The following is a 12,966-nucleotide window of genomic DNA, read 5'->3' on the forward strand; positions in this document are numbered from 1 at the left end:
AGGCCTGGCAAAGACTAGCATGCAGTATTGCGGGTGCCAGTGTTGAGGATGGCGCCGTTGACGAAAGTCAGGCGCAACGGTGCGGACCAACGCGACTTCGTCATCCTTGGGCGTAGCGAACGCGAAGCGGAGCGAAGACCCAAGGATCCATGCCGTGCCTAAGGCGCACTACTAACGGTCCAGAACGTGAAATGGGCAAATGGGCCGCAGAAGCGATTTATCCTCGACCGCGGCGCCTCTTCGGCGGATGTCACGGCATGGATTCTAGGGTCTGCGCGCGTCGCTTCGCTCCTTGCTCCGCCCTAGAATGACGAAGCGCTATGGGCGTTCAGCTAATCTTCAACGTCGCGATCCGTGCAGTCGTTCGACCTGCGCTACACCGTCAGAAACTTCCTGACGTCCGCCCGGTCCAGATCTTCGGCCGGGCCGGTGTGGACAATCTGCCCGCGGTCCATGATGTTGACCTCGTCGGCGAGCTCGCGGCAGAAATCGAGATATTGCTCGACCAGAAGCACGGCGATGCCGGCCTGGTCGCGCAAATAGCGGATGGCGCGGCCGATGTCCTTGATGATCGAGGGCTGGATGCCTTCGGTTGGCTCGTCCAGCACGAGCAGTTTCGGCCGCATCACCAGCGCCCGTCCGATGGCGAGCTGCTGCTGCTGGCCGCCGGAAAGATCGCCGCCACGGCGGCCCAGCATCTGCTTCAGCACCGGGAACAATTCGAAGACATGCGCAGGCACATTGCGGTCGGCGCGCTTCAAGGGCGCAAAGCCGGACTCCAGGTTCTCGCGCACCGTCAGCAGGGGAAAGATCTCCCTGCCCTGCGGCACGAATGCGATGCCCGACCGGGCGCGATCATACGCCGCGCTCCGGTCGAGCGCCTTCCCCTCGAAGGCAACGCTTCCGCTCGTCAGCCGGTGGTGGCCGACGATCGATCTCATCAAACTGGTCTTGCCGACGCCATTGCGGCCGAGCACGCAAGTGATCTTGCCGGCGCCCGCCTTCAGCGACACGCCGCGCAGCGCCTGGGCGGCGCCGTAATGGAGCGTGGCATTGGAAACTTCGAGCATGTCAGCGCCTTTTCCAGAAGCGGAGGAAAGACAGATCGAAGCGATGGAATTGCACCCGCCACACCATGCTCATCTCCCCAGATAAACTTCGACGACCCGCTCGTCGGCCGAGACGAAATCAAGCGTCCCTTCCGACAGCACCGAGCCCTCATGCAGGCAGGTGACCTTGACGCCGAGCTCGCGCACGAAATGCATGTCGTGCTCGACGACGATGACCGAATGGTCACGCGCTATGTCCTTGAGCAGACGCGCGGTTTCCTCGGTCTCGGCATCGGTCATGCCGGCGACCGGCTCGTCGACCAAGAGCAGCTTCGGATCCTGTGCGAGCAGCATGCCAATCTCCAGCCACTGTTTCTGGCCGTGGCTGAGATTGGCCGCCAGATCGTGACGCTTGTCGCCGAGCCGGATGACACCGAGAATGTCGTCGATCTGCCGCGCCTCGGCGGCCGAGCGGCGATGGAACAGCGCCGGGAAGATCGAGCGTGGCCCCTTCAGCGCCAGCATCAGATTGTCTTCGACGCTGTGGCTTTCGAAGACGGTCGGCTTCTGGAATTTGCGGCCAATGCCCATCATGGCGATCTCAGCCTCGTCGTGCCTTGTCAGATCGACCTGGCCGTCGAAGAACACCTCGCCCTCGTCGGGACGGGTCTTGCCGGTGACGATGTCCATCATCGTCGTTTTGCCGGCGCCGTTGGGGCCGATGATGGCGCGCATCTCGCCCTTGTCGAGCACAAGCGACAGATTGTTGATGGCGCGGAAACCGTCAAAGGAGACCGAGACGCCGTCGAGATAAAGGATGGTGTTGGACTTCGACATCGCTCTACTCCGCCGGCTGCGGTTCGGGGCCGGACGTAGACCAGTCGCCCGGCCTTGTCGCTGCGGCGCGGACGATCTTCGCAGGCGGCGGGGCCTCAGGATCGGTGCCAGCCTCCTCAGCGATCGCGGCTGCCCGCATCGCCTTGGCGTTGCCGCGCCAGCTATCCCACATGCCGATGATGCCCTTGGGCAGGAACAGGGTTACGGCGACGAACAGGCCGCCCAGAGCAAACAGCCAAAATTCTGGCAGCACACCGGTGAACCAGGATTTGCCGGCATTGACGAGCAGCGCGCCGACGATCGGGCCAACGATGGTGCCGCGCCCGCCGACGGCCGCCCAGATCACCACCTCGATCGAGTTGGACGGTTCGAATTCGCCGGGATTGATGATGCCGACCTGCGGCACGTAAAGCGCGCCGGCAATGCCCGCCATGACAGCCGAGACGGTGAAGGCGAACAGCTTGACGTTCTCCGCCCGCCAGCCAAGGAAGCGGGTGCGGCTTTCGGCATCGCGCACGGCCATCAAGAGCTTGCCGTATTTTGAACCGACGATTGCCCAGGTGATGAAGACGGCGAGCGCCAACATCACAGCGCTGGCGGCGAAGAGCGCCGAGCGCGTGGCGTCGGCCTGGACGTTGAAGCCCAGAATGTCCTTGAAATCGGTCAGGCCGTTGTTGCCGCCAAAACCCATATCGTTACGGAAGAAGGCGAGCAGCAGCGCATAGGTCATCGCCTGGGTGATGATCGAGAGATAGACGCCGGTGACGCGGCTGCGGAAGGCGAACCAGCCGAAGACGAAGGCGAGCAGGCCAGGTACGGCCAGAACCATGACGACGGCGAACCAGAAATGATCGAAGCCATACCAGAACCAGGGCAATTCCTTGTAGTTCAGGAACACCATGAAATCGGGCAGGATCGGGTTGCCGTAGACGCCGCGCGAGCCGATCTGGCGCATCAGATACATGCCCATCGCATAGCCGCCGAGCGCGAAGAAGGCGCCGTGGCCGAGCGAGAGGATGCCGCAATAGCCCCAGACGAGATCGAGCGCCAAGGCAAGCAGCGCGTAGCAGAGATACTTGCCGGTCAGCGCCACGATATAGGGCGGGATGTAGAAAGCGCTGGTCGGCGACACCGCGAGGTTGAGCAGCGGCACGATGATGGCGGCGGCCAGCAGGATGAGAATCGTGATGGCGATGCGGCGGTCGGCGCCGGCAGCGAAGAAGCGTCCAGTGATCATGCTTCCACCGCCCTGCCCTTGAGCGCGAACAGGCCGCGCGGGCGTTTTTGGATGAACAGGATGATCAGGACGAGGACGACGATCTTGCCGAGCACGGCGCCGGCATAGGGTTCCAAAACCTTGTTGACGATGCCGAGCGAGAAGGCGCCGACCAGCGTGCCCCACAGATTGCCGACGCCGCCAAAGACGACGACCATGAAACTGTCGATGATGTAGCCGCGGCCGAGATTGGGCGAGACATTGTCGATCTGGCTGAGCGCGACACCGGCGATGCCGGCAATGCCGGACCCCAGCGCAAAGGTCAGCGCGTCGACCCAGGGCGTCCTTATGCCCATGGAGGAGGCCATACGTCGGTTGGCGGTGACGGCGCGCATCTGCAGGCCCCAGGGCGTGCGCTTCATGACGTAGAGCAGCACACCGAAGACAGTCAGCGCGAAGACCAGGATCCACAACCGGTTCCAGGTGATGGCGAGTTGGCCGACATCGAAGGAGCCTGACATCCAAGAGGGGTTGCCGACCTCCTGGTTGGTCGGCCCGAAGATCGAACGCACCGCCTGCTGCAGGACCAGCGAGACGCCCCAGGTCGCCAGCAGCGTTTCCAGCGGCCGGCCGTAGAGAAAGCGGATGACGCCGCGCTCGATGATCAGGCCGACGGAAGCGGCGACCAGGAAGGCGAGCGGCAGCGCAATGACCAGCGACCAGTCGAACAGGCCGGGGAATGAAGTACGGATCACCTGCTGCACGACGAAGGTGGTGTAGGCGCCCAGCATGACCATCTCGCCATGCGCCATGTTGATAACGCCCATGACGCCGAAGGTGATGGCAAGGCCGATGGCGGCCAGCAGCAGCACCGAGCCGAGCGATATGCCGTACCAGATGTTCTGGCCGGCATCCCACAGCGCCAGGCTCGAATTGATGCTGGCGATTGCCGCCGTCGCCGCGTCCTTGACCGCGCCTTGCGCGTTGGCCTCGACCGACGTGAGCAGCGACAACGCATCGCGGTCGCCGCGCGCGCCGATGAGCGCAATGGCTGCAAGCTTGTCGGCCTCGGGCTTGTCGGAGACCAGAACCGACGCAGCGCGCGCCTGCTCGAACAGCGCCTTGACCTTGGCGTCGGTCTCGGCGGCGATGGCCGCGTCGAGCGGCTCGATGTTGGTGGCATCGGGCGTCTTGAACATTGTGTCGGCGGCGGCAATGCGGACAGCTGGATCTTTCGCACGCAACGTCAGCGTGCCCAGCGCATCGCGGATGACGCGGCGCAGCGTGTTGTTGACCTTGATCTTGGTGATGTCGGCCTTGGCGGCTTCGCCGGCGCTCTCGCCGCTCAGCGGGTCGAGCAGTGTGACGCTGTCGCCGGCCTCATTGCCGACGAAGACGGCTGAATCGGCTTTGCGGATGTAAAGATTGCCTTCGGCAAGGGCGGCAAGCGGCCGTTCGACTGCGGGATCGCCGGTCGCGGCAAGCTCGCGCACCACGGCTTCGGTCGCCGAAAACCCTGAGCCGGTGGCGAATTTGGCGATGACGGCGCGCAGATCAGCTTCGGCTGCGTTCGACGGCAACAGACTTGCCATCAGCAACACCAGCATGAGACCGAAAGCGCGTAACAGGATCATCCGTTCAGATACTTTTCCGGGAGGTGGAATTTGGCGTCCGGGCGGACTGAAGCGCCCGGACGCCTTGCGGTCTCTGGCCTTGGATCGGCCAGTCCCGGGAGGGATCAGTTCGTGCCCTTGCCGCCACACCTGCCGGTGGCAACGTTGAAGTTGCCGCAGGACAGAGGCGCACGCCAATCCGAGATCAGGTCCTTGGAGTCGGGCAGATAATCGGACCACTCGTCGCCCATCACGAGGCCGGGCGTCTGCGACACGGTCTCGAACTGGCCGTCGGCCTGGATCTCGCCGATCAGCACCGGCTTGGTGATGTGATGGTTCGGCATCATCGTCGAATAGCCGCCGGTCAGGTTCGGCACGGACACGCCGACCATGGCGTCGATGACCTTGTCCGGATCGGTGGTGCCGGCCTTCTCGACCGCCTTCACCCACATGTTGAAGCCGATATAGTGGGCTTCCATCGGGTCATTGGTGGTGCGCTTGTCGTTCTTGATGAACTTGTGCCAGTCAGCGATGAACTTCTTGTTTTCCGGCGTGTCGACGCTCTCGAAATAGTTCCAGGCGGCGAGATGGCCGACCAGCGGCGCGGTGTCGAGACCGGCCAGTTCTTCCTCGCCGACCGAGAAGGCCATGACCGGGATGTCCTCGGCCTTGATGCCCTGGTTGCCGAGCTCCTTGTAGAAGGGAACGTTGGCGTCGCCGTTGACGGTCGAGACGACGGCGGTCTTCTTGCCGGCCGAACCGAATTTCTTGATCGCCGAGACTTCGGTCTGCCAGTCGGAGAAGCCGAACGGCGTGTAGTTGACCATGATGTCTTCGGCGGCGACGCCCTTGGCCTTCAGATAGGCCTCGAGGATCTTGTTGGTGGTGCGAGGATAGACATAGTCGGTGCCTTCCAGCACCCAGCGCTTCACCGAGCCGCCATCCTCACTCATGAGGTAGTCGACGGCTGGGATCGCCTGCTGGTTTGGCGCGGCGCCGGTGTAGAACACGTTGCGCTCGCTTTCCTCGCCCTCATACTGGACGGGATAGAACAGGATGTTGTCGAGTTCGGAAAACACCGGCAGCACCGATTTGCGCGACACCGAGGTCCAGCAGCCGAACACGGCGGCGACCTTGTCCTTCGAAATCAGCTCGCGTGCCTTTTCGGCGAAGAGCGGCCAGTTGGACGCCGGATCGACAACGACGGCTTCCAGCTTCTTGCCCAGCAGGCCGCCCTTGGCGTTCTGCTCTTCGATGAGCATCAGCATGGCGTCTTTCAACGTCGTCTCCGAAATCGCCATGGTCCCCGACAGCGAATGCAGAATGCCGACCTTGATCGTGTCTTCGGCGGCCTTGGCCGGAGACGACATCGACAGGCCGGCAGCGACCACGCCGGCCGAAAACATTTTTGTTATTGTCGCGAAATTACCCCTCATACCGAACACTCCCAAGCTGGTTGATTGCAGCGCAACCATGCAATGCAACAGCCGTGCCAAACGCAAACGCGACTCTCGGAAATGGGGGATAATCTAACGTTATCAGCCGATTATTATATTAGCCTAAAGAAAACAAAGGCAGCCGGTTAAAAATTGATTGAGGGAAATTTGCGCAGCGCACAAGGGTTTTGCCTAATTTTCGCCCAATTATGACAAGTGCCTAGATTTTGAACTCAGCCGCGGCATGCGGACGAACAATATTGCGGCACGGCGCAAAAATGGGGCAAGCTCACTCCGCAAACGAGTGACCCGATGACATCCCGTATCTCATGCATTTCCGGCATCCTGCTGCTGATGGCAACGAGCGAAGCCGCGCGCGCCGACTTCAGCGATGGCAAGCTGCCAGACGGCACCTATCACTGCGAAGTCTATCTGCTCGGCGCCTTCCTCAACCTCGGTGACATCACCATCAAGGGCAATGTCTATAGCGGCCCGGTGACGTTCGGCACCGCGCCGCAAGGCTATAACTATCAGATGAACGCCAATGGCGAGATCACCTGGCTAGGCCCGCTGGGCGGCTACACCACTGGCGGCAACACCGTCTCCATGACGCAAGCAACGCTGGACGGCGAGACCACCCCGTCGTTCGACATCATCCTGAGGCAGCCCGACGGCGCCTTCACCGCCTCGACCTGCACCAAGGGCTGAGCCGGGCCAACCACTCTTGCAGTCGCCTGCGCCAAAACCTTCCCCTCATGTCATGCGGATGTTGCCGAAGCAGACTAGGGCAGCGGTGCGCCGTAACATCCACCCTGAGAGGCAGACACCATGGCCAACGCACCGTCTTCATCCTCCCCCGTCATCCGCGACGTCATTGCCGAGCGCGTCTCGCGCCGGTCTCTTTTGAAAGGCAGTCTTGCCTCCGGCGCGCTGCTTGCCGGCGGCAGCTTTGTCGGCTCCTTGTTTGCCGGCGAAACGCATGCCGCGGCAGCGCAATCGACGCTCGGTTTTCCCGAGTTGAAGCGCGTCTATGACAAGACCCATGCCGCCGCTGAAGGCTATGAGACAACCGTCGTCGCGCGCTGGGGCGATCCGCTCGCCGCCGGCCTCGCCGAATTCGACGGGAACAAAGTCGCCGCCGACGAGCAGGAGAAACGCTTCGGTTACAACTGCGACTACATCGCCTTCATGCCGCTGCCCAAGGGCACGGTGAATTCCGACCACGGCCTGCTCTGCGTCAACAATGAATACATCTCGCCCAATGTGATGTTTCCCGGGATGACCGAGGACGATGCCGGCAAGACGATGACCAAGGAACAGGTCGATCTCGGCATGGCCGCGATGGGCCATTCCATCGTCGAAGTGCAGTTGAAGGACGGCAAGTGGGAAACCGTGGCCGACAGCCCGCTCAACCGCCGCATCACCGCCAACACTGAAATGACGGTTTCCGGGCCGGTCGCCGGCCATGCCTTGATGAAGACCACGGCCGACGCCACCGGCACCAAAGTGCTCGGCACCAGCTACAATTGCAGCGGCGGTTTTACCCCGTGGGGCACGGTGCTGACCTGCGAGGAAGGCGTGTCCGATATTTTCGGCGGCGATCCGAAGAGGGCACCGACCGCCGACCTGCTCGACCGCTACGGTTTCGACGGCTCCGACATCTATGGCCGCGGCCGGTTCCACGACCGCTTTAACCTCGACAAGGAACCAAACGAAGCCAACCGCTTCGACTGGGTGGTCGAGATCGACCCTTACGATCCGCAGTCCAAGCCGGCAAAGCGCACTGCACTCGGACGGATGTCGCATGAAGCGTCGACCGTGGTCCTCAACAAGGACGGCCGCGTCGTCGTCTATATGGGTGACGACGACTATTTCGAATACATGTACCGCTTCGTCTCGGCCAAGGCCTATGACAAGGCCAACCCGGCCTCTGGCGCCGATCTGCTCGATGACGGCGTGCTGTCGGTCGCCCGCTTCGATGCCGACGGCTCGATGACATGGCTGCCGCTGGTGCATGGCCAGGGCAAGCTCACCGCCGAGAACGGTTTTGCCGACCAGGCCGAAGTGCTGCTGAAGACGCGGTTTGCCGCCGACGCGCTCGGCGCCACGCCGATGGACCGGCCTGAGGACATCGAGACCAATCCGGTGACCGGCCGCGTCTATGCAGTGATGACCAAGAACAAGAAGCGCGACCAGTCGAAGGTCAATCCGGCGAACACCCGGCCGGAGAACCTCTGGGGCCATATCGTCGAACTGATCCCGCCCGGCGGGCGCGGCGCGGACGCCGACCACACGGCGGAAAAGTATGCCTGGGACCTGTTCGTGCTCTGCGGCAATCCGAAGGATGCAAAAGTCGGCGCCACCTTCCATCCCGATACGTCCGACAATGGCTGGTTCGTCTGCCCCGACAACATCACCTTCGACCCGGCCGGTCGGCTGTGGGTGGCGACCGACGGCGCCAATGATTTCGACCTGCCCGACGGCGTCTACGGCGTCGACACCGAAGGTGCGGCGCGCGGCCTGCCGAAACTGCTGTTCACCTGCCCGCACGGTGCTGAGGCGACCGGCCCATGCTTCACGCCGGACGGCACCACGCTGTTCCTGTCGGTACAGCACCCTGCGGAAGACGCCGAGACACTCGACAAGGTGCAGACGCTGTGGCCCGATTTCAAAGACGGCCAGTTGCCGCGGCCGTCCGTCGTCGCCATCCGCCGCAAGGACGGGCAGCCCGTCGGCGCCTAGTCAATCTCGGGAGATAAAAGTGCGGAACGCGCCCATGCGCGTTCCGCGTAGCGGTCCGGGAGGACGGCTCAGATCGTCTTGGCCGACATTTGCGCGGCGATGTATTCGGCCTGGCGAATCGCCAGCGACACGATGGTCAGCGTCGGGTTTTCCGCCGCACCGGTGGTGAACTGGCTGCCGTCCGACACGAACAGGTTTTTGATGTCATGCGCCTGGCCGTGCTTGTTGACGACGCCGTCTTCCGCCTTCTCGCTCATCCGGTTGGTGCCGAGATTGTGGGTCGAGGGGTAGGGCGGCGTGGGGAATGAGCGCGTCGCGCCAACCGCATCGTAAAGCGCTGTGGCCTGCTTGTAGGCATGGTTGCGCATCGCCGTGTCGTTGGGATGGTCGTCGAAATGCACGTCGGCGATCGGCATGCCGTGCGCATCCTTCTCGTCCTTGTGCAGCGAGATGCGGTTTTCCTCGCGCGGCATGTCCTCGCCGACGATCCACAGGCCGGCCATGTGGTCATAGTGGTCGAGCGCGGTGGTGAAGGAACGACCCCAGCCGCCGGGATTGAGGAAGGCGGCCATGAAGGGCAGACCGAGCGATAGCGTCTCGAACTCGTAGCCGCCGACAAAGCCGCGCGACGGGTCATGGCGCGCCTCGTCGCGGATGATGCCGGCCATGGTGGTGCCGCGATACATGTGCACCGGTCTGTCGAAGATGGCGTAGACCGAGCCGGTGGTGTGGCGCATGTAGTTCTTGCCGACCTGCCCCGACGAATTGGCAAGCCCGTGCGGGAATTTCGCCGACTCGGAGTTCAGCAGCAGGCGCGGGCTTTCGATCGAATTGCCGGCGACGGCCACGATGCGGGCCTTCTGCTCCTGCAGCTTGCCATCCTTGTCGGCATAGACGACGCCGGTCACCTTGCCTGAAGCGTCGTGGTTGATCTTGATCGCCATGGCATTCGGCCTGACTTCGAGATGACCTGTCGCCTCGCCCTTGGGAATCTCGGTGTAGAGCGTCGACCATTTGGCGCCCCATTTGCAGCCCTGGAAGCAGAAACCGGTCTGCTGGCAGGAGTTGCGGTCGTCGCGCTCGACCGAGTTGATGGCCATGTTGCCGGTATGGCATTCCTTGTAGCCGAGCTTGTCGGCGCCGGCCTTCAGCACCTTGAAGTTGTTGTTGCCGGGCAGCCGCGGCCAGTTGTTGGTGCCGGTAACGCCCATCTTGGCTTCGGCCTTGGCATAGTAAGGCTCCAGCTCGGCCAGCGTGACCGGCCAATCCAGCAGGTTGGCGCCCTCAATCTTTCCGTAGGTCGAAAGCGTCTTGAACTCATGCTCCTGGAAGCGCAGCGAGGCGCCGGCCCAGTGCGTGGTCGAGCCGCCGACCGATTTGACGATCCAGGCCGGCAAATTGGGGAAATCCTTCGACACCCGCCAGTCGCCGGACGTCGTGCGCTTGTCCGTCCAGGCGAGCTGGCTGAAGGAGGCCCACTCGTCGTTGATAAAGTCCTCATACTCGTGGCGGGCGCCGGCCTCGAGGATGACGACATCGACGCCTTTCTGGGCGAGTTCGTTGCCGAGCGTGCCGCCGCCGGCGCCGGAGCCGATGATGACGACGACATTGTCGTTCTTGAGATCAAATGAAGCTGCCATGGTTTCCTCCCATGAATTCCTGTTTGCGGGGGGTTCAAAACGACAAGGGCTCTAGAGCCACTCGATGTCGTCGAAACCGCGCGCGATGTAGCCGCCCCTGGAGTAGGACTCGCCCTCGTAGCCGAAGATCGGCCACACCTCCGGCTGGTTGTAGAGGCTGACGACGAGGCCGCCGCGAATGGACTGGAAGAACGGCGTCGCCTCGATCTGCTGCAGCACGGCGACGCGCTGCTCTTCCCAACCAAGGCCGCGATAGCCGCCCTCGCCCGACTTCTTGTCGAGGTCGGCGATGCCGTCTTCGATCATCGTCTTGTAGGCGGCGTCCTTGCCGGCCTGCTCGTCATGACCCTTCACGGCAATGGCGTAGTATTTGTCGGGCACCTGATCGTGCGGATAGATGTCGCGCGCCATCTGGATCAGCGTCGCCATGGTTTCGGGCTTGAGTGCGGATGTCTCGAGCCCCCAGGCATTTTCGGGGCTGATGACGGCGCTGCCGGAGACGACGAGCAGCGCGCCGATGCCACCGCGTCTGAGAAGTTCACGACGTGAGAGCCCGGGCTTTCCGTCATAGATCGTGACCATTTGTTCCTCCCTGCTTGCTATTTGCGCCCCTGAAGAGCGCCGTTGCTGGCGTCCGCGCGGCTGAGCGCGGCCGAATAATCCCCTACTGGAAGCGCCCTCCACGCTGCAGAACCTCGATCTTGTAGCCGTCGGGATCCTCGATGAAGAAAAAGCGGGCGATCCGCGTCCCGTCGCGGTTGAACTCGACGATCTTCTTCGGATTGAAGCCGAGCGCGCCGATTCGGTCATGCTCGCTGTCGAGGTCGGCGACCGAGACCGCCAGATGGCCGTAACCATCGCCAAGCCCATAAGGTTCGGTGCGGCCCTTGTTCACAGTGAGTTCGAGTTCGAACCCGGTTTCGGGGTTGGCGAGGTAAATCAGCGTGAATGTCTCGAAATCCAGCCTGTCGGCGACGTCGAGCCCGAAAGCGTTTCTGTAGAAATCGACGGATCGGGCCTCATCGAGAACCCGGATCATGGAATGGATCGCCTTCGCCAAATCAGTCTCCGTCGCTGCATGCTGGAGGCGATTATGGGCGGCACTGATAAAAGGTGGTGGCAGCCGGTTACCACGGCTAAATTTGCAATCGGTGCTATGTCTGCGCCTAAAGACCAAAGTCCGATTGCCGTTTGCGGCTTTCGGGCTGAAAATGGCTGGACAAAAATAGGATTGAAGGCGCGACTCATTGCGCCCAAAACCAATAATATCGGGAGGTAGGGAATGTGCAGGGTTTTTGCCGGCCAGGATCCGGAGGGCTACCGACAGATCAACCGGTCGATCCGCATCGACGGACACTCGACCAGCATCCAGCTTGAGGCGACATTCTGGGCATTGCTGGACGAGATCGCCGACAGCCAGGGCCTGACGACGCCGAAGTTCATCTCGAAACTCTATGACGAGGCGATCGAGATCAACGGCGCCATTCCGAACTTCGCCTCGATGCTGCGCACCACCTGCGCGCTCTATCTGCGCGGTCACCGGCCTGACATGGATGAGCTGACGCCGAAGCGCCAAGCCGCCTGAAGCTGGAGCGGTTCATCGTTTCGCGGAAACGCCGAACCGCTCCAGGTTTTTGTTTGACGCAATTCCCTAGGGAAAGCACAACGCGCTTTTCCCAGGAAAACCGTTTCACACTTTTCCTGGAATTGCTTATCCCTCGGCCGCAACCTCGAGCCCGAGCCGCGCCATGTCGGTGAACAGCGCCTGACGTTCGGAATAGGCGGTTAGCTCCTCGGTCACGATATTGTCGACGACGGTCAGCAGCGACAGCGCGCGGGCGCCGAAATGCGCCGCGATGCGGTAGAGCGCGCTGGTTTCCATGTCGACGGCAAGCGCGTCAAGCGCCTGTGCCTCAGCGAATCGAGCGCGCCCTTCCGGGTGATAGAATACATCGCTGCAGATGGTCAGCCCTGCCTGATGGTCGATGCCGAGTTGAGCGGCGCAGGCCAAGGCGTGGGCGAACAGGCCCGGATCGGGCCCGGCAGCGGCATCGTAGAGGCCGAAGACCTGGCCGCTTCGCTCGCTTTCGGCGCGCACCGATTGTGAGATCACCACGGAACGCAGCGGCACATCGGCGGTCAGACCACCGCAGGTTCCGGTGCGGATCAGTGTCTTGACGCCGTGGAAGTCCAGCAGCTCATGCACATAGACCAGGAAGGACGGGACACCGATCCCGGTGGCCTGGATGCTGACGGGACGACCGCGATAGAGGCCGGTAAAGCCCAGCGCGCCCCGGCGACGGTTGACGCAGCGCGGCGCCTCCAGAAACGTCTTCGCCATCCACTCGGCGCGCTGCGGATCGCCCGGCAACAGCACCGTTGCGGCATAGTCACCCTTAGCTGCCTCGTTGTGCGGCGTCACGACATGCTCCC

General features: G+C 62.6%; 12 protein-coding genes. 3 read left to right on the forward strand and 9 right to left on the reverse strand.

Annotation, left to right across the window (positions count from 1 at the left end; genetic code table 11):
• Positions 1-374 precede the first annotated feature (374 nt).
• The 5 genes from urtE to urtA form a co-directional block, all read right to left on the reverse strand.
• On the reverse strand, positions 375-1,070 hold the full coding sequence (gene urtE / locus AC04SH_RS01740) for an urea ABC transporter ATP-binding subunit UrtE (protein WP_013895283.1): 696 nt from the start codon (positions 1,068-1,070) through the stop codon (positions 375-377).
• Between the two features lie 69 nt (positions 1,071-1,139).
• Positions 1,140-1,886: an urea ABC transporter ATP-binding protein UrtD gene (urtD, locus tag AC04SH_RS01745; protein ID WP_192253719.1), complete on the reverse strand. Its 747-nt coding sequence runs from the start codon at positions 1,884-1,886 to the stop codon at positions 1,140-1,142.
• Between the two features lie 4 nt (positions 1,887-1,890).
• Positions 1,891-3,123 (reverse strand): urea ABC transporter permease subunit UrtC, encoded by a 1,233-nt coding sequence (gene urtC, locus AC04SH_RS01750; RefSeq protein WP_488573708.1) that lies wholly within the window; start codon positions 3,121-3,123, stop codon positions 1,891-1,893.
• Entirely contained in the window at positions 3,120-4,736 is a 1,617-nt protein-coding gene (gene urtB, locus AC04SH_RS01755) for an urea ABC transporter permease subunit UrtB (protein WP_488573709.1), read from the reverse strand. The genes urtC and urtB overlap by 4 nt, the downstream gene beginning before the upstream one ends.
• Positions 4,737-4,840: 104 nt before the next feature.
• On the reverse strand, positions 4,841-6,151 hold the full coding sequence (gene urtA, locus AC04SH_RS01760; RefSeq protein WP_112561521.1) for an urea ABC transporter substrate-binding protein: 1,311 nt from the start codon (positions 6,149-6,151) through the stop codon (positions 4,841-4,843).
• A gap of 312 nt (positions 6,152-6,463) precedes the next feature.
• Here urtA and AC04SH_RS01765 point away from each other — a divergent pair, with 312 nt between their 5' ends.
• Complete coding sequence (locus AC04SH_RS01765) at positions 6,464-6,859, forward strand: hypothetical protein (protein WP_477232681.1); 396 nt, start codon at positions 6,464-6,466, stop codon at positions 6,857-6,859.
• A 120-nt stretch (positions 6,860-6,979) separates the two neighbouring features.
• Complete coding sequence (locus tag AC04SH_RS01770; protein WP_488573710.1) at positions 6,980-8,893, forward strand: PhoX family protein; 1,914 nt, start codon at positions 6,980-6,982, stop codon at positions 8,891-8,893.
• 68 nt (positions 8,894-8,961) lie between these two features.
• Here the strand turns inward: AC04SH_RS01770 and AC04SH_RS01775 are convergent, their stop codons facing one another.
• The 3 genes from AC04SH_RS01775 to AC04SH_RS01785 form a co-directional block, all read right to left on the reverse strand.
• Positions 8,962-10,533: a GMC family oxidoreductase gene (locus AC04SH_RS01775; protein ID WP_488573711.1), complete on the reverse strand. Its 1,572-nt coding sequence runs from the start codon at positions 10,531-10,533 to the stop codon at positions 8,962-8,964.
• Positions 10,534-10,584: 51 nt separating this feature from the next.
• A complete protein-coding gene (locus AC04SH_RS01780) occupies positions 10,585-11,115 on the reverse strand; it encodes a gluconate 2-dehydrogenase subunit 3 family protein (RefSeq protein WP_488573712.1) in 531 nt (176 codons plus the stop codon).
• Between the two features lie 82 nt (positions 11,116-11,197).
• On the reverse strand, positions 11,198-11,593 hold the full coding sequence (locus AC04SH_RS01785) for a VOC family protein (RefSeq protein ID WP_477232685.1): 396 nt from the start codon (positions 11,591-11,593) through the stop codon (positions 11,198-11,200).
• A gap of 222 nt (positions 11,594-11,815) precedes the next feature.
• Here AC04SH_RS01785 and AC04SH_RS01790 point away from each other — a divergent pair, with 222 nt between their 5' ends.
• A complete protein-coding gene (locus AC04SH_RS01790; protein ID WP_112561515.1) occupies positions 11,816-12,118 on the forward strand; it encodes a ribbon-helix-helix domain-containing protein in 303 nt (100 codons plus the stop codon).
• 126 nt (positions 12,119-12,244) lie between these two features.
• On the opposite strand, the gene AC04SH_RS01795 is transcribed toward AC04SH_RS01790, so the two are convergent.
• Positions 12,245-12,955, reverse strand: a complete 711-nt coding sequence (locus AC04SH_RS01795; protein WP_488573713.1) for a purine-nucleoside phosphorylase — start codon at positions 12,953-12,955, stop codon at positions 12,245-12,247.
• Positions 12,956-12,966 lie beyond the last annotated feature (11 nt).

The sequence above is a fragment of the Mesorhizobium sp. CNPSo 4688 genome, assembly GCF_057784295.1.

Bases quoted from the DNA above. Each gene is read 5' to 3' on its own strand.
- AC04SH_RS01790 (WP_112561515.1), top strand. From the start codon at position 11,816: ATGTGCAGGGTTTTTGCCGGCCAGGATCCGGAGGGCTACCGACAGATC.
- AC04SH_RS01765 (WP_477232681.1), top strand. From the start codon at position 6,464: ATGACATCCCGTATCTCATGCATTTCCGGCATCCTGCTGCTGATGGCA.
- AC04SH_RS01775 (WP_488573711.1), bottom strand. From the start codon at position 10,533: ATGGCAGCTTCATTTGATCTCAAGAACGACAATGTCGTCGTCATCATC.
- urtD (WP_192253719.1), bottom strand. From the start codon at position 1,886: ATGTCGAAGTCCAACACCATCCTTTATCTCGACGGCGTCTCGGTCTCC.
- urtB (WP_488573709.1), bottom strand. From the start codon at position 4,736: ATGATCCTGTTACGCGCTTTCGGTCTCATGCTGGTGTTGCTGATGGCA.
- AC04SH_RS01770 (WP_488573710.1), top strand. From the start codon at position 6,980: ATGGCCAACGCACCGTCTTCATCCTCCCCCGTCATCCGCGACGTCATT.
- AC04SH_RS01780 (WP_488573712.1), bottom strand. From the start codon at position 11,115: ATGGTCACGATCTATGACGGAAAGCCCGGGCTCTCACGTCGTGAACTT.
- urtA (WP_112561521.1), bottom strand. From the start codon at position 6,151: ATGAGGGGTAATTTCGCGACAATAACAAAAATGTTTTCGGCCGGCGTG.
- urtC (WP_488573708.1), bottom strand. From the start codon at position 3,123: ATGATCACTGGACGCTTCTTCGCTGCCGGCGCCGACCGCCGCATCGCC.
- urtE (WP_013895283.1), bottom strand. From the start codon at position 1,070: ATGCTCGAAGTTTCCAATGCCACGCTCCATTACGGCGCCGCCCAGGCG.